The sequence below is a fragment of the Rhizobium rhododendri genome (genome assembly GCF_007000325.2).
GTDB classification, from domain to species: domain Bacteria; phylum Pseudomonadota; class Alphaproteobacteria; order Rhizobiales; family Rhizobiaceae; genus Rhizobium; species Rhizobium rhododendri.
In genome coordinates this window covers 3,140,638-3,157,165 of sequence record NZ_CP117267.1, presented here as the reverse complement: position 1 = coordinate 3,157,165, position 16,528 = coordinate 3,140,638, and the positions used below count along the sequence as shown (strand labels likewise).

Annotated in this window: 16 protein-coding genes; 11 read left to right on the top strand and 5 right to left on the bottom strand. The window is 60.4% G+C overall.

Features of this window, described 5'->3' with window-relative positions; all coding sequences use genetic code 11:
* Positions 1-2 precede the first annotated feature (2 nt).
* Positions 3-1,610: a DHA2 family efflux MFS transporter permease subunit gene (locus tag PR018_RS15305; RefSeq protein WP_224127853.1), complete on the top strand. Its 1,608-nt coding sequence runs from the start codon at positions 3-5 to the stop codon at positions 1,608-1,610.
* A gap of 21 nt (positions 1,611-1,631) precedes the next feature.
* On the opposite strand, the gene PR018_RS15300 is transcribed toward PR018_RS15305, so the two are convergent.
* The 4 genes from PR018_RS15300 to PR018_RS15285 all read right to left on the bottom strand — a co-directional run bounded on the left by PR018_RS15300 (position 1,632) and on the right by PR018_RS15285 (position 4,204).
* The gene (locus PR018_RS15300) at positions 1,632-2,594 is read right to left on the bottom strand and encodes a GGDEF domain-containing protein (protein ID WP_224127856.1); all 963 of its coding nucleotides are present in this window, start codon (positions 2,592-2,594) and stop codon (positions 1,632-1,634) included.
* Positions 2,595-2,791: 197 nt separating this feature from the next.
* Positions 2,792-3,010, bottom strand: coding sequence for a hypothetical protein (locus PR018_RS15295; protein ID WP_142824559.1), 219 nt, complete (start codon positions 3,008-3,010; stop codon positions 2,792-2,794).
* 210 nt (positions 3,011-3,220) lie between these two features.
* On the bottom strand, positions 3,221-3,826 hold the full coding sequence (gene leuD / locus PR018_RS15290; protein WP_142824560.1) for a 3-isopropylmalate dehydratase small subunit: 606 nt from the start codon (positions 3,824-3,826) through the stop codon (positions 3,221-3,223).
* A gap of 147 nt (positions 3,827-3,973) precedes the next feature.
* Positions 3,974-4,204, bottom strand: a complete 231-nt coding sequence (locus PR018_RS15285) for a hypothetical protein (RefSeq protein WP_142828761.1) — start codon at positions 4,202-4,204, stop codon at positions 3,974-3,976.
* A gap of 113 nt (positions 4,205-4,317) precedes the next feature.
* On the opposite strand from PR018_RS15285, the gene PR018_RS15280 reads away from it, so the two are divergent.
* Together PR018_RS15280 and PR018_RS15275 are read left to right on the top strand one after the other, a co-directional pair.
* Positions 4,318-5,226: an HpcH/HpaI aldolase/citrate lyase family protein gene (locus PR018_RS15280; protein ID WP_142828763.1), complete on the top strand. Its 909-nt coding sequence runs from the start codon at positions 4,318-4,320 to the stop codon at positions 5,224-5,226.
* Positions 5,223-5,429, top strand: coding sequence for a DUF1737 domain-containing protein (locus PR018_RS15275; RefSeq protein WP_142824563.1), 207 nt, complete (start codon positions 5,223-5,225; stop codon positions 5,427-5,429). The genes PR018_RS15280 and PR018_RS15275 overlap by 4 nt, the downstream gene beginning before the upstream one ends.
* Positions 5,430-5,437: 8 nt before the next feature.
* On the opposite strand, the gene PR018_RS15270 is transcribed toward PR018_RS15275, so the two are convergent.
* Complete coding sequence (locus PR018_RS15270; protein ID WP_111222066.1) at positions 5,438-5,875, bottom strand: metallopeptidase family protein; 438 nt, start codon at positions 5,873-5,875, stop codon at positions 5,438-5,440.
* Positions 5,876-6,038: 163 nt separating this feature from the next.
* Between PR018_RS15270 and PR018_RS15265 the strand changes: the two genes are divergently transcribed.
* From PR018_RS15265 to PR018_RS15230, 8 genes are all read left to right on the top strand, one after another.
* Positions 6,039-6,983: an ImuA family protein gene (locus PR018_RS15265; protein ID WP_244615197.1), complete on the top strand. Its 945-nt coding sequence runs from the start codon at positions 6,039-6,041 to the stop codon at positions 6,981-6,983.
* Positions 6,868-8,445, top strand: a complete 1,578-nt coding sequence (locus PR018_RS15260) for a Y-family DNA polymerase (protein WP_224153324.1) — start codon at positions 6,868-6,870, stop codon at positions 8,443-8,445. Before PR018_RS15265 ends, PR018_RS15260 begins: the two co-directional genes overlap by 116 nt.
* Positions 8,442-11,834 carry an error-prone DNA polymerase gene (locus PR018_RS15255; RefSeq protein ID WP_142824565.1) on the top strand — a complete coding sequence of 1,131 codons (3,393 nt, stop codon included), beginning with the start codon at positions 8,442-8,444 and terminating at the stop codon, positions 11,832-11,834. Before PR018_RS15260 ends, PR018_RS15255 begins: the two co-directional genes overlap by 4 nt.
* A 136-nt stretch (positions 11,835-11,970) precedes the next feature.
* Positions 11,971-12,282, top strand: coding sequence for a (2Fe-2S)-binding protein (locus PR018_RS28375; RefSeq protein ID WP_111222063.1), 312 nt, complete (start codon positions 11,971-11,973; stop codon positions 12,280-12,282).
* Positions 12,248-12,733: a bacterioferritin gene (bfr, locus tag PR018_RS15245; protein ID WP_111222062.1), complete on the top strand. Its 486-nt coding sequence runs from the start codon at positions 12,248-12,250 to the stop codon at positions 12,731-12,733. The genes PR018_RS28375 and bfr overlap by 35 nt, the downstream gene beginning before the upstream one ends.
* Before the next feature lie 636 nt (positions 12,734-13,369).
* Positions 13,370-13,657, top strand: a complete 288-nt coding sequence (locus PR018_RS15240) for a hypothetical protein (protein ID WP_111222061.1) — start codon at positions 13,370-13,372, stop codon at positions 13,655-13,657.
* Positions 13,658-13,995: 338 nt separating this feature from the next.
* A complete protein-coding gene (gene galE, locus PR018_RS15235) occupies positions 13,996-14,979 on the top strand; it encodes a UDP-glucose 4-epimerase GalE (protein WP_142824566.1) in 984 nt (327 codons plus the stop codon).
* The gene (locus tag PR018_RS15230; RefSeq protein WP_142824567.1) at positions 14,957-16,507 is read left to right on the top strand and encodes an alkaline phosphatase family protein; all 1,551 of its coding nucleotides are present in this window, start codon (positions 14,957-14,959) and stop codon (positions 16,505-16,507) included. The genes galE and PR018_RS15230 overlap by 23 nt, the downstream gene beginning before the upstream one ends.
* Positions 16,508-16,528: the final 21 nt, after the last annotated feature.

Genomic DNA, 16,528 nt, shown 5'->3' with positions numbered 1-16,528 from the left:
CGGTGAGCGCCGCTACTACCGCCGGCGGAGCGGCTGAGAAGTCTTCACCGGTCGTCAATCCGTGGCTGATTGCGATGGTGGTGTCGCTCGCCACCTTCATGGAGGTGCTGGACACGACGATCGCCAACGTAGCGCTGCGCTACATCTCGGGCGGCCTTGCGGTCAGCTCCGATGAGGCATCCTGGGTGGTGACGACCTATCTGGTGTCGAATGCCATCGTGCTGGTGGCCAGCAGCTTTATCGCCAAGCGCTACGGACGCCGGCGCTTCTATCTCGCCTGCCTCGCCGTCTTTACAATCTCCTCCATTCTGTGCGGACTGGCGTGGAATCTCGAATCGCTGCTGCTCTTCCGCATGATCCAGGGTTTTGCAGGAGGCGGCATGGTGCCGATTTCGCAGTCGATCCTGGCTGACTCCTTTCCGCCGGCCAAGCGCGGGCAGGCCTTTGCGCTGTTCGGCGTGGCTGTCGTTGTTGCCCCGGTCGTTGGCCCGACGCTGGGGGGATACCTGTCTGATAATTTTTCCTGGCACTGGTGCTTCCTGATCAACGGTCCCGTCGGCGTGCTGGCTCTCGCCCTGGTCTATATGCTGGTGAAGGAGCCCGAAAAGCTCCGCAAGGAGCGGGCCGAGATGCGAAAGAAAGGTATCCGCTTCGATATTATCGGCTTCCTTCTCGTGGCCACCTTCCTCGGCGCTCTCGAAATGGTGCTCGACCGCGGCCAGACGGAAGACTGGTTCGATTCGAACTTCATCGTCGTCACCACGTCTCTTTGCGCAACCGCGCTTCTGGCGGCTATTCCGTGGCTGCTGACAAAGCGAAATCCGGTGATCGACGTCGGACTGCTGGCCAGCCGGCAATTCGGCTCCTGCTTCATCGTCATGTTGGCGACCGGCGCCATCCTCATTGCCACGACCCAGTTCATTCCGCAGGTGCTGCAGGAGAACTTCGGCTATACCGCCACCTGGGCCGGGCTTGCCCTGTCGCCCGGCGGCGTGGTTACGATGATGATGATGTTCGTCTGCGGCCGTCTGGCGACTAAGGTCCAGCCGCGATACCTGATCGCCATCGGCGGCGGCATCATCGCTTTTGCCATGTGGTATATGACGAGGCTCTACGCCGATCTCAACTTCGGTTTTTTCGTCTGGTCGCGTATGTATCTCGGGCTCGGTTTGCCACTGATCTTCATCCCGATCACATCGGCCTCATACGACGGGTTGCGACCAGATCAGACGGACCAGGCGTCCGCGCTCATCAATGCAGCCCGCAATACCGGTGGTTCCATCGGCGTATCGATCGCCTCCAATGTCCTTGCGCATCGGGAGCAATTCCATCAGAGCCGGCTGATCGAGGGGGTGGTCCCCTCGGATCCCGGCTATACCAGCACGCTGCAGTCGGTCACCCAGTATTTTGTTGACCGGGGCTCCAGCATGGTGGATGCGCAATCGCGGGCGCTAGCCTGGATCAGCACGCAGGTTCAGAACCAGGCGAGTTATCTCGCCTATATCGACGTCTTCCATACGTTGATGGTGATTTCACTCTGTGTCATTCCGCTGGCGCTGATCCTGCGCAAGATCGACCTGACCGGCGGGGCGCCGGCCGGCGGCCATTGATTATCGAGGGGTTGGTGCCGCTTATCGCGCGCGCGCGATTGGTGATACCGGCGTCAGGATCTGACCGGAGCAGACGACCGCAACGCGTTGCTCCGTCGTCTTGGCAAGGTACATGAACTCATCTGCCCGCTTGACGAAGGAGGCGGGATCGTCGTCGGCGCCGAGAAATGCGACGCCGACCGCAGCGCCGGTATCGGTGACATGCCCTTCAATGGCGATAGGCTTGAAGACGCGCTCCATGGTTTCGCGGATTGTCTGCGGTAATGTCGATGCGGTGGCCAGATCGGCCTCGATCAGTATTGCGAACTCATCGCCGCCGATCCTGGCGATAAAGTCGTTGGCGCGGGAGTGCTCGCGCAAACGGGCAGCTATAATTCGCAAGACCTCGTCGCCGGCGCCGTGGCCCAGCCTGTCGTTGACTGCCTTGAAACCGTTCAGATCAATGAAGGCAAGAGCCAGGATATTCCTAGTCGGCCTATTTTCGTTGAGATGGTCGGCGATCACAGCGTCGAAGCTGGCCCTGTTCGGAAGTCCCGAAAGAGCATCCGTCAAGGCCGACGCCTTCAGGGCGTTCTCGATCTCGCGTTGCTGCCGGACGCGCGATGAGACGTCGACAATGACTTCGACATCGAAGGAGACGCCGTTGACGACGGTGCGCTGGGCCGAGATCAGCGTCGGTATCGTCGTGCCGTCGACATGAACGATATCGACCTCTTCGAGCACATAGCTGCCTTCTTCCGCCAGCAACCGATGACGACGGTCGCGCGCAGGGCTATCGATCGCCGATCCTTCGGAAATGAGCTTCTTTCCCCGGATCTTGTCCCAGTTGAGACCCGTCAGCCGAAGATAGGCGTCATTGACCTTCGCATAGCTGGAAGTTCGTGTGTCACTGGTGGTAATCGCCATTGCGATGGGAGCCAATTCAAACATCCGCACCAGCATCGAAGCTAGCACGTCTGGTGGAATTATTTCGTCCTCGTCCATGGCCAGCCCCGGGATTTTCGTGGATGCGGCGACCCTATTTTGAAAGCCTTAAGGCATAGCTAAAATACACGTGATGGCTATAGACAGCAATGAGCTTATCTCAATGGGCGGGGTGCTGTGAGAGTGCTTTGCCAGATTATGCGGCGGGATCACCATCTGGCCGCTTGTTCACTGCCTTTGTTATGGTTTTGGCGTTTTCAGGAATGAAGCCCGCGGTTCGGTTTCTCGTCTTCGCGGCCGAAATTGTGAGCATCGACAAGAGCTTCAATGATCGCCAGGGTCAGTCGGACAACCTTCTGCTCCTTCGTCCACCGAGGGTGGTCGCAGGTCGATTCGATAATGTCGAATCCCTGGTCGGCAACGATTGCTTCGGCCCGATCGAGTGCCCAGCCGGTAAAGTTCTTGGAACTATTCATTTTTTATTCCCGATAACACACAGCTATCCGCAGCGGAGCGAGCGGTAAGGGATTCGAGCAAAGAAACCGTTAAGCCGCCCACCGGCTGGTCCCCGCCACTTGTGCCAGAAAGATCCACTCTGGTGCCGGTGAAGGGAGCGGGTGGTGCCCGGAAAAAGCACAAAAAAGCCGGGCAACTGGCCCGGCTTGGATATATCTGCTTCTAAACGATCAGGCCCAGGGATGGGCGACGGCGTTGGACTTTTCGAAGCGGTCGATGGCCGCTCCCTTTTCCAGCGTCAGGCCGATGTCGTCGAGGCCGTTCAGCAGGCAATGGCGCTTGAAGGGGTCGAGATCGAAGGTGATCGAGCCGCCGTCAGGACCGGTGATTGCCATGTTTTCGAGATCGACCGTCAGGACAGCATTGGAGCCACGCGAAGCGTCGTCCATCAGCTTTTCCAGGTCTTCCGGCGAAACCGTGATCGGCAGAATGCCGTTCTTGAAGCAGTTGTTGTAGAAGATATCGGCAAAGCTCGTGGAAATGACGCATCGAATACCGAAATCGAGCAGCGCCCAGGGAGCATGCTCGCGCGACGAGCCGCAGCCGAAGTTGTCGCCGGCAACCAGGATCTTGGCGTTCTGATAGGCTGGCTTGTTCAGCACGAAATCCGGATTCGGCGTACCGTCATCCCGGTAGCGAGCCTCGGCAAACAGGCCGACGCCGAGGCCGGTGCGTTTGATAGTCTTCAGATAATCCTTCGGGATGATCATGTCGGTATCGACATTGACGACCGGGAGAGGTGCCGCGACACCCGTCAGCTTCACGAACTTGTCCATGGAAATTCCTGCCTACGATTTCGCCGCATCAACGAATTTTCCAGCCAATAGAACAAATTGGGCAGGAAATGAAGAAAAATATCGTGAAGATTTCGCCACGCTATGACGAGAGGGTGATGGCGAGAGTGGACGAGGGAGCGTCAGCGATCAGAGATCGATAATTGTGCCGCGGCCGTCGTTCCATATACGCATCGGCTTTGCGCCATTTGCGGTGGCGCGAACAGGCACCGGCTTGGCGCGGGTCGATAGCACGCGAACAGCGAGGAAGACGGTCAGAATGGCAGCAAAGACCAGCGTCAGGGAAACTGTGAGTAGGGCCAGGCCTGCAAAGATTGCTACGCCTGTGAGGGCAAGAAACAGCGAACGGATATTCTTCATGGCTTTGGGACCCTTTCTCTGCAGCCAATGTGGCCCCAGACCCGCTGCTATGCAAGAGGAGAGTGGCTTTTTGTTGTCTTGCCTGCTGCGACAAAGATTGGCAGAAGTCGTCTATGAGCCGTTCTCCGCACACCCGTTCCGCGCGCCTTCGCCGTTCCGTCCTCAGCGTGCCGGCGATCAACCGCCGGGCGCTCGAGAAAATCCACGATCTCGATTGCGATGCGGTGATCTTCGATCTGGAAGATTCCGTTGCCCCGGAGCGTAAAGCAGAAGCGCGGGACAATCTGCGTGCCTTCTTCGCCGGGCCTAAACCTCCCGGCAAGGAACTGATCATCCGGATCAACGGGCTCGATTCCGTGTTCGGCAAGGCCGACCTGGACCTCGTACTGGCGCTACAGCCGGATGCGGTGTTGCTGCCCAAGGTCGACGAACCGCAGGATATCATGGCGGTCGGCGACCGACTGGCCGATGCCGACGCGCCGGAGGAGCTGCGCATCTGGGCAATGATCGAGACGCCAAGGGGCATTCTCAATGTTGCCGCCCTTGCCGAATTCGGCCGGACAGGCGGTTCCAGGCTCGATTGCTTCGTCGTCGGACTGAACGATCTGCGCAAGGAAACCGGCGTTCCGGCACTGCCAGGACGGACTTACCTGGTGCCCTGGCTTATGCAGGTAGTGCTGGCCGTGCGCGCCTACGGGCTCGACGCGATCGATAGCGTTTTCAACGATTTCAAGGATTTGTCCGCATTCGCCGATGAATGCGCCCAAGGTCGGGCCATGGGGTTTGGCGGCAAGATGCTGATCCACCCGGCCCAGATCGATGGCGCCAACCGTCACTTCGGCCCCGATGAGGCCGCTGTCGCGCAGGCGCGGAAGATCATTGCGGCGTTTGCGGATCCGGCCGCTGCCGGGCTCAACGTCATCGATCTCGACGGGCAGATGGTCGAGCGGCTGCATCTTGTCGAGGCGGAGGGACTGGTCCATAAAGCCGATCTCATTGCAGACCGAAAGACGTCGTCATGAAACTCTATCGCTTCCTCACCGGTCCGGACGATTCCGCCTTCTGTCACAAGGTATCGGCGGCCCTTTCCAAGGGCTGGGTGCTATCGGGTTCGCCGACCTATGCCTTCAACGCCGCAACCGGCGTCATGCAGTGCGGCCAGGCCGTGGTGAAGGATGTTCCGGGCAAGGATTACGATCCAGAGATGAAGCTCTCGGAGCAGTAGAGCGGGCGTCAGCGATCCGTGGCTTCCTCGGCGCTGGCCTCGATGCGTTCCATATCGTCATCGCTGAGGCCGAAATGGTGGCCGATTTCGTGGATCAGGACGTGGGTGATGATATCGCCCAGCGTCTCGTCGTTCTCGGCCCAGTAATCGATGATAGGCCGGCGATAGAGGCGGATGCGGTTGGGCATCTCGCCGGTCTCTACCGTAAAGCGCTCGGAAATGCCGCGGCCTTCGAACAGGCCGAGCAGGTCGAAGGGCGTTTCCAGCGCCATGTCATCGAAGATCTCGTCATCTGGGAAATCCTCGACCTCGATTGACAGGTTGCCGGTCAGCGCGCGGAATTCCTCCGGCAGATGGCCGTAGGCTTCGGCAGCGAGCGATTCGAATGCGCTGATTGTCGGCGCGTGGCGATCCCGCCAATCGTCGCTCTGGTCAATGCGGGCCATGATCTCATTCCCTTCTTTCGGCCCATATAGAGGCTTTGGGGAAACTTTTCGAGAGCCAATTCAAGGCAGGAATAAATTCACAGAGAATCCCTGTTGACTCTTCTTTAGCGCTCTGGAATCTATAAGAACATAACAGGAACAATCCACTCAGGAGCTAACGTCCATGGCTAGCAATGCCGTGGCGCGGGAGACGCTTTTTGCCCTGCGCGAAACCATCGCCCGTCTGGAAGGCAAGTCCGTGCCAGCCCTTTCGGCGGCCGAGCACGATCGCCTGGGCAACGAAAGTGCTGTCTCGGGCCGGGTCCCTTCCGGGGGAAAGGCGCTGCTCTCGAGCGGTGTTGCGGATCTCGATGTGGCGCTCAAGGGGGGCTTTCCCCTCGATGCGCTTACCGAAATACGCTCCTCCAGCTTGCGCGATGCAGGGGCTGCGACCGGCTTCGTGCTGGCGCTGGCAGCAAGGCTCAGGGCGCGCGACAACCATACCATCGTCTCGCCGGTCCTCTGGATCGGCGAGACGATGGTAATGCTGGAAGCAGGCCTGCCCTATGCCTTGGGCCTACAGGATTTCGGCGTCATGCCACGCGGCTTCCTGCACGCGGCGCCGCGAAAACTCGAAGAGGCGCTGTGGCTGGCGGAGGAGGCGCTTGCCAGTGCCGTCTTTACCCTCGTGGTGCTCGAGGTGCGCGGCAATCCCGCCCATTTCGGCCTGACGGAAAGTCGCCGGCTGAGCCTGCGGGCCAAGGCTGCCGGGCGACCGTTGTTTGTCCTCAGGCAAGCCGGGCAGGAAGAGGCAAGCAGCGCCCTTCTGCGCCTTCATATCGAACCCGCGCCGGCCTCGGCGCGGCCTTTGCCGGACGGATCGATGCTGGGCGGCAGCATCGGAAACCCGTCCTTCCGTCTCACCCTGGAAAAGAGCCGCAACCCGGCTCCCCTGTCATTTGTCCTCGAATGGAATGCCCATGACCGCCAATTTTTCCCTGTCAACCGGCAGCCTGCCGCTGTCGAACGGCCAGCAGCGCATTCTGGCCCTCACGTTTCCCCGGCTGTCGACAGATCGGATCGCGCGCAAGCGCTGGGGTCTGTCGTGGCGTACCACCGGGCGTCCTGAGACGCCGCCGCTGGTTTGCGCCGGACGGGTGAAAAATGCCATGCGGCTGACAGCCCTGGAAGCAGCGGCCGAGGGCATCGGTCTGAAGGCTGGCCAGGGCGTCGCCGAAGCACGGGCCATCTGTCCCGACCTCGATGTGGTCGAGGACGATGATGCGGCCGACCGGCGACTGCTGGAGGCGATGGCAGACTGGTGCGACCGCTATACACCGCTGGTCTCGCTGGATGGTCGTGACGGCCTGTTCCTCGATATTACCGGCTGCGCCCATCTTTTCGGGGGTGAGCGGGCACTGCTGAAGGATGTGCTGCACCGGCTGTTTCATCTCGGTCTGGAGGTGCGGGGCGCCATTTCATCTTCGCCGGGCCTCTCCTGGGCCGTCGCCCGCTTTGGCCGCAGCGGCATTGTCGAAGCGGATGAGATGGAGACTGTGCTGGCGCCATTGCCCGTGGCGTCGCTCAGGCTCGACGGACCGACCGTCGCCGCCCTGCAGAAGCTCGGCTTGAAGCAGGTCGGCGATATCATCTCTGCCGCCCGGGCGCCATTGGCACGACGGTTCGGCGCGCATCTGCTTTTGCGCCTTGATCAGGCGTTGGGCCTTGACGAGGAGCCGATTTCGCCGCGACGTCCGGTGGCTAGCCTTTCTGCCGAACGGCGCCTCATCGAGCCGGTTCAGGCCGAGGAGGATATCCTGCTGCTGGCGGGCCAGCTCGGGGCTGCCCTGAAGCCGGGGCTGGAAGCCCGTGGTATCGGCGGCCGGATGTTCGAACTGCTGCTGTTCAGGGTCGACGGTGCCGTGTTCCGGATTTCGGCCGGTGCGTCGAAGCCGTTGCGCGAGCCGAAACGCATTGCCGCGCTGTTTTCCGAGCGCATCAAGGCCGTGCATGATGATCTCGATGCCGGTTTCGGTTACGAGATTGTCCGGCTGAACGTGCTGCAGCACGAAGTTTTCGATGCGCTTCAGGCGGATTTTACTGCCGATGGACCATCGGAGCAGTCGCTTTCCGCCTTTGTCGATCAGGTCGCAGCGCGGCTCGGGCGGGCCTGTCTGCAGGCACTGGAACTGGCGGAAAGTCACGTGCCGGAGCGGGCGGCCCTGTTCGTGCCCGCAGCGGACGTGCTGTCCGACAAGCTGCGGCAGACCACCGGCACGACGGTCGGGGCCGGCCGGTCCGAGCGACCGCTGCGGCTGTTCCGGACGCCGGAGCCGGTCGAGACGTTCATGGCCGAGGTGCCGGAAGGTCCGCCACAGAGATTTCGCTGGCGGCGCACGATGCACGAGGTGCTGCGCGCCGAGGGGCCTGAGCGGCTGGCGCGCGAATGGTGGATCGATGGCGAAGCGGCCCCGCCCCGCGACTATTTCAGGCTGGAAGTACAGAGCGGCCACCGCTTCTGGATGTTTCGCGAGGGGCTCTATGGGCATGGCGCGCCGCCCCGCTGGCTGATGCACGGGGTTTTCGCATGAGCCCGCGCCCTGCGCCCATGTTCTTCGAGATCGGGGCGAGAACGAACTTCTCGTTCCTCGAAGGCGCCTCAAGTCCGGAGGAAATGGTCGTGGCGGCCGGCTCCTGTGGCCTGACCGGCCTCGGCATTGCCGATCGCAACAGCGTTTCGGGGGTGGTGCGCGCCCACGCGATCGCCCGGCAGAACGGCTATCGGTTCCAGCCCGGTGCGCGGCTGGTGTTTGCCGACGGAACGCCGGATGTTCTGGCGTACCCGGAGAACAGGGCCGGATGGGGCCATCTTTGCCGGCTGCTCAGTACGGGCAACCTCAGAACGGAAAAGGGCGGCTGTATCCTGCATGAAGAGGATCTATGTGCCTGGGGGGACGCCATGATGCTGGCCGTTGTCCCCGACCCGGCCCTCATTTCCGATGCTCCCGGCTGGGAAGCGCTGACGACCTGTCTCGATCGGTTGCGCGGTCGCTTTTCCCGGCAGCTGCATCTGGCCCTTTCGCCATCCTATGACGGCCGAGACCGCTTCGTCTTCGAAGCCTTTGCAATGCTGGCTGCGAAGACGCGGTTGCCGTTGATTGCCACCAACCAGCCTCTCTATCATGGCGCTCAGAGGCGCCCGCTTGCCGATATCGTCACGGCGATCCGCGAGCACGTGACGATTGCCGATGCCGGATTTCTTTTGGCGCCCAACGCAGAGCGCCACCTCAAGCAACCGCGTGAAATGGCGCGGCTTTTCGAGGCCTATCCCAAGGCGGTCGAGAATACGCAGGCCTTTTTTGCCCGCCTGCAGTTTTCGCTGGACGAACTGAAGCATAATTATCCGGATGAAAGTGCACCGGGCGAAACGGCGGCGCAAACCCTGGAGCGTCTGACATGGCTTGGCGCATCGCGCCGTTATCCCGGGGGCGTGCCGGAGAAAATCTCCACGCAGATCGCCTATGAGCTCGATCTCATCCGGCAGAAGGGCTACGAATCCTATTTCCTCACAGTCCACAAAATCATCCAGCACGCCCGTTACGAACTGAATATCCTCTGCCAGGGGCGCGGCTCGGCGGCCAATTCGACGCTCTGCTACTGCCTCGAGATTACCGAGGTCAATCCGGAGAGGAGCACGCTGCTGTTCGAGCGCTTCATCTCCATGGACCGTGACGAACCACCGGATATCGATGTCGACTTCGAGCATGCCCGTCGCGAGGAAGTCATCCAGTATATCTACAGGACCTACGGCATCGCCCATGCCGGCCTGACGGCGGCGGTGACCAGCTATCGCGCCCGCTCAGCCGGCCGCGAGGTCGCCAAGGCATTCGGGCTTTCCGAGGACGTGCAGTCGGCGCTGGCGAGCACCGTCTGGGGCTGGTCGTCCGACGACCTGTCGGAGCGCGAGGCGAGGGCCGCAAAACTCGATCTTTCGGATCGAACGACGCAGCGGGTGCTGTCCTATGCCTCCGAGTTGATGGGATTTCCTCGCCATCTCACGCAGCATGTCGGCGGTTTCGTCATCACCCGCGACCGGCTCGATGAGATCGTGCCGATCATGAACACCGCCATGCCCGATCGCTACATGATCGAATGGGACAAGACCGATCTCGATGTCCTCGACATCCTGAAGGTCGATATCCTGGCGCTTGGCATGCTGACCTGCCTTGCCAAGGCGTTCGACATGCTGGCGCTGCACTACGAGGTGAAGAAGACGCTCGCCGATCTCGGTAACGACGATCACCAGGACGGCGAGCCCGTCTACGATATGATCTGCCGGGCGGATACGATCGGCGTTTTCCAGATCGAAAGCCGGGCGCAGATGAGCATGCTGCCGCGCCTGAGGCCACGGGTGTTCTACGATCTGGTGATCGAGGTGGCGATCGTCAGGCCGGGACCCATCCAGGGCGACATGGTGCATCCCTACCTGAAGCGCCGGGAAGACAAGCGCTGTGGCCGGGAGATCGAGTATCCGAGCCCGGCGCTGGAGGCGGTGCTGAAGCGCACCCTCGGCGTGCCGTTGTTCCAGGAGCAGGCGATGCAGATCGCCATCACTGCTGCGGGCTTCCCTCCCGCCAAGGCCGATCGGCTGCGACGCTCGATGGCCACTTTCAAGCGATCCGAAAAGGTCAATGAATTCAGGGACGACATGATCGCGGGCATGCTTGCCAACAACTATTCGCAGGAGTTTGCCGAGCGCTGCTTCAGCCAGATCGAAGGCTTTGCCGAATACGGTTTTCCGGAAAGCCATGCCGCCTCCTTCGCCTTGCTGGTCTATGCATCCTGCTGGTTCAAGACCTATTATCCGGACGTCTTCTGTGCGGCGCTGCTGAATTCGCAACCGATGGGTTTTTACGCGCCGGCGCAGCTGGTTCGCGATGCTCGCGAGCACGGCGTCGACATTCGCCCGGTCGATATCAATTTGTCGGAATGGGATTCGATCCTAGAAGATGCACCTTCTCCCAACGCCATCGACCCCCGGCATGCATCGATGCAGGGGGTGATCCGGACGCAGAAGGCCGTCCGGCTGGGCTTTCGACAGGTGCGTGGAGTATCGGAGGACGACATGCGGAACCTCCTCGTGGCGCGGCGCGGCGCCGGATATGTTTCCGTGCGCGATCTCTGGCTGCGGTCCGGGCTGACGAGAAGCGATATCGAGAAGCTGGCCGATGCCGATGGCTTCCGGTCGATCGGTCTCAACAGGCGGGAGGCTCTCTGGGCGGTGCGGGCGCTGGATGCGAAAAATGCGGCGGAGAACCTGCCGCTATTCGATCTTGCCGACAGGGCGGCCGATCTGCAGGTCGAGCCCGAGGTCACTCTCCCGGCCATGCTACCAGGCGAAGAGGTGATCGAGGATTATCGTGCCCTGTCGCTATCGCTGAAGGCCCATCCCGTAGCATTCCTGCGGACCGAGTTCACCGCGATGGGCATTGTTCGCAACGTCGATCTGCTCACCGTTCCATCCGGCCGCAAGCTGATCATTGCCGGGCTGGTGCTGGTGCGCCAGAGGCCGGGGTCTGCAAAGGGGGTCGTTTTCATGACGCTCGAGGACGAGACAGGCGTTTCCAACGCTATTGTCTGGCCGAAAATCTTCGAAAAATACCGATCGATTGCGATGGGCGCGCGGCTGGTGAAGATCCATGGGCGGCTGCAGAGTGCCAATGGCGTCATTCACGTGGTTGCCGATCACCTCGAGGACCTGACCCCTGCACTCGGTATCCTGCAGCGTGAAGCACGGCGTTTCGGCGCGAGCGAGAGAGCGGACGAGGCGCTGCGTCCGACAGCCGACCATCGGCAGAAGAAACTGGCCCTGCAACTCGAGCGCCTAGCGCGGGAAAAGGCGGTGAAAAGGGATGTCCCAGATCTTGCGGATGTCTCCGGGACTGCCAGTGTCATGCCTAGGGGTCGGAATTTCCATTGAAAACACTCGCCATTCACGGCGATGTGACACATTCACGACACCTTGTGGAAGCCGGTATCAGAATCTTTCTTGACATCCAGTCTCTCCTTTATCAAAAACAGGATAGCAAGTGTCATGTTTGACGGACTGAAGAACCATGCTGGTCTGCAGCTGTAACTACATCACCGATCACGATATCCGGGCAGTCATCAACGAGCTGCTCGACGAAGACTGTTGGCAGCTGATCGTGCCGTCGAAGGTCTATCATGCGATGTCGAAGCGCGGACGCTGCTGCGGCTGTTTTCCCGGCGTGGTCGACCTGATCATACAGACAACCGAAGACTATCACGCCCGTCGCCACTCGACGGATGTCGAAATAGTTGATTTCATGTCCCGTCTCAAAAAGTTCCACGAAGACCAAAGGAGAGCGGACATTGAAAGGCGACATAAGAGTCATCGAGCGGCTTAACGAGGCATTGTTCCTCGAGCTCGGTGCCGTAAACCAGTACTGGGTGCATTATCGGCTGCTCGAAGACTGGGGCTACACCAAGCTTGCCAAGAAAGAGCGCGCCGAATCGATCGAAGAGATGCAGCATGCCGACAAGCTCGTCGCCCGCATCATTTTCCTCGAAGGCCATCCCAACCTGCAGACGCTCGCACCCTTGCGTATCGGCCAGACCGTCAAGGAAGTGCTGGAGGCAGATCTCGCTGGCGAATACGACGCGCGTGCCGCCTACAAGATTTCGCGCGATATCTGTCATGATGCCGGCGACTATGTTTCGATGAAGCTTTTCGAAACGCTGCTTGCCGATGAGGAGGGTCATATCGATTTCCTCGAAACCCAACTCGAACTTTTCGCCAAGATCGGCGCCGAGAAATACGGGCAGCTCAATGCCGATTCGGCCGACGCAGCCGAGTAGTGTCATAGACGCGGCAGCCTCCAAGGGTTGCCGCGTTTTCTGTGCCTGGCCTGCCGGTTTCGCTTGGCGCACTGCAGGAATCCAATCGAAAAGTCTGTGCTATTGGACGGTCTGCCTTCAGGCAGCCGTAAGTATTGCCTGCTATCCGACTTTTTTAAAGTTAGAGCATGGCGATGATACACTGGGCTTTTGAGCTGCCGAACGGACAAACGGAAACTGCCTGCGGGAGCAAACAGCAATTCAGTTCCTGGTTAAAACAGAAGTCGCTTTGTCGCCGCTCACCGACGGAATGGATCGTCGATGTGATTGGCACTAATGTGACCGAGCGCTTTACCTATACGCATATGCCGGCCGGCGAGCCATTGTGGACTTTGACATGGGGTGAACCATTGCCGGTGGCATAGCCGGGCATTGGCTCCTCCCAAGGACACGCGCAACAAGCGTCACAGTTACGTCATTTCCCGCATTTTGCGGGGTCGCGTTAGCCTTGATCGCGCTGAAACGCTGTCGGCGTGCACAGATCCTTATCTTTTTGCCGATTGATCTGCTAGGGAGAGCTTCAAGAGAAAAACAAGAGGGTCGATCAAGCCCTCTTTTTGGCCGTCAGGCACAACTTTTAGCATCCAAGGACACACGATGATTACGCTCACACCGACTCAGATCAGAGGGTTGAAGCTTGCCAAGGACGGGAAGCTTTTTCCGCTGCCACCGAAGAAGTGGACTCACCTGAACGCCGTCGTGACCTATGCCAAGACCGACCGCTTCAAGGAGCGGCCGCAGAAGGTTAAATTCCTCACCAATACCACCCTGGAAGAACTGCGCGAAATGGGTCTCATCGAGCGCTGCAACCAGGAAGAATCGCCCGAACTGGACTGCCATGAAATCACCATGGCTGGTAAGATTTGGCTGATGCGCAACAAGTAGGCATCCCGCCGGGCCTAAAAGCATCGCCTTGTCAGCACGCGGTATTTTCAAATCGAGAGAGGTCATGTCGCCGGCATGGGCAGCTTTGCTGTGTCCGGCTGGACTGGCAGGTCTATCGCTTCTGCATGCAATCGGCTCGGATAGCGCTCCTCGGAAAGAGCGTCGAGCCGCTTTCGCTCATATCGCAGTGGGATGGGCACAAGTAAGATCGGTTTTCCTCCCATATCCGTCACGCAGCGATGCGCGACGGTCAGACTTTGATTTTCGACCACCGATGCCTTTTTCTTGTCTCCCAACTCGTCTAAGTCTTTCGCAGCTTAGATAGAGGAGAGCGTTGCATGGCCGGGGAAACAATTCTCGTTGTGGGGGGTGCCGGCTATATCGGCTCGCACACTTGCCTCGATCTCGCAAACAAGGGTTTCGTGCCCGTCGTCTACGATAATTTCTCGAATGGTCATCGCGAGTTCGTCAGATGGGGGCCGGTCGAGGAAGGCGATATTCGTGACCGCGCCCGCCTCGACGAGGTGATCGCCCGGCACAAGCCGGCAGCCATCCTGCATTTTGCAGCGCTGATCGAAGTGGGCGAATCCGTGAAGGATCCTGTCGCGTTTTATGAAAACAACGTGGTGGGCACTCTCACTCTTCTCTCTGCGGCGCAAGCGGCAGGCATAAAAGCTTTCGTTTTCTCTTCAACCTGCGCCACCTACGGCCTGCCGCAGAGCGTGCCGCTCGACGAGACCCATCGGCAGGTGCCGATCAATCCCTACGGCCAGACCAAATACATCGTCGAACAGGCGCTCGCCGACTATGACCGCTATACCGGCTTCCGCTCGGTGATCCTGCGCTATTTCAATGCCGCCGGTGCCGATTTCGAGGGCCGCGTCGGCGAATGGCACAAACCGGAAACTCACGCAATTCCGCTGGCAATCGATGCGGCGCTCGGTCGCCGGGCCGGCTTCAAGGTGTTCGGCAGCGATTACGAGACGCGCGACGGCACCTGCGTGCGCGACTATATCCACGTGCTCGATCTCGCCGATGCCCATGTCCGAGCGGTCCAGTACCTGCTCGATGGCGGTGATTCCGTGGCGCTCAACCTTGGTACGGGAACGGGAACGACGGTCAAGGAACTGCTGTCGGCCATCGAGGACGTCACCGGCAAGCCGTTCCCGGTAGAGTATGCAGGCCGCCGCGAGGGTGATTCTACGACGCTCGTCGCAAACAACGATCATGCCAAAGCCGTTCTCGGCTGGACACCGCAATACGACCTGTCGCAGATCATTCAATCGGCTTGGAACTGGCATGCAAAATCCAATCATCACTGACATGGACATCTCGGAACGGCCAAATGTGCTGCTGATCACCGCCGATCAATGGCGCGGCGATTGTCTTTCTGCTGTCGGTCATCCTGCTGTGCGGACGCCGAATATCGATGCGCTCGCGGCGGAAGGCGTTCTGTTCAAGCGCCACTTTGCCGGCACCGCACCCTGTTCGCCGGCGAGGGCGACGCTCTATACCGGTCTCTACCAGATGAACACCCGTGTCTGCCGCAATGGGTCGCCATTGGATGCACGCTTCGACAACCTGGCGCTGGCCGCCCGGCGCGGCGGCTACGAGCCGACCCTCTTTGGCTATACCGATACGGCGCCCGACCCGCGCAGCCTCCAAGGTGCCGATCCGCATATGACGACCTATGAAGGCGTCCTGCCAGGCTTTACTGCCCGCCAACTGCTGCCGGAGCACGAAAAGCAGTGGCTGTCCTGGCTGAGGGCGCGCGGCCATGAGGAGGCGACCAGTCGCGACATCCACATTCCGGTCGGCGCCAACCCCGGCGAAATCACGAACGGTGCGCCGTCCTATTCCAAGGACGAGACCCAGACGGCCTTTCTGATCGGCGAGTTCGAGCGCTGGCTCGGCGAACAGGAGGCGCCGTGGTTTGCGCATGTGTCGCTGCTGCGGCCACATCCGCCGTTTTCCGTGCCTGCGCCCTACAACACGATGTTTGCGCCCGAGGACGGCCCCGAGTTTGCGCGTGCGGAAACGGTCGCAGCCGAGCATGCTTTGCATCCCTATCTCGCCTATGCGATGCCGCAGAACAATCAGGGCTACTATATCCATGGTGGCGACGGTCCGCTCAGCGACTGGTCGTCAGAGGATTTTCGCGCCATCCGGGCCATCTATTACGGCATGATTGCCGAGGTTGACGCGCAGATCGGACAGGCTTGTCAGGCGCTGAAGGATGCCGGCGTCTGGGACAAGACTGTCATCATTTTCACCTCCGACCATGCGGAAATGGCCGGAGACCACTGGACGCTGGGCAAGGGTGGCTTCTTCGACGGCAGCTATCATATCCCGCTGGTGGTCCGCGATCCCAAAGCCACCCGCAACGGCACCGTCGTCGAGCAGTTCACCAGCTCGGTGGATATCTTTCCGACGCTCTGCGACAGGCTGGGCCTCGATGCGGACAATCACCTCGATGGCGAGACGCTAGTGCCGTTCCTGAACGGCGCGGCACCCGCCGGCTGGAGGGATGCGGCATTCTGGGAGTTTGATTTCCGCGATATTCGCCACTCTCTGCCGGAGCAGCATTTCGGTCTGCGGCCCAACGAATGCAATCTGTCGGTCATCCGCGATGCGGCCTTCAAATATGTCCATTTCGCCGGCCTGCCGCCGCTGCTGTTCGACCTGCAGGCCGATCCGGCTGAGCTCTACAATCTGGCGGAAGAGCCTGCCTACCTTGCTACCCGGCTGCGCTATGCCGAGCGGCTTCTATCTGTCCGGGCCCGGCATCTCGACCAGACGCTGGCTTATACGGAGTTGACGGAAGACGGGCCGGTGACATACCGGCCCTGATCCGCAATCGGCGAGATCGGG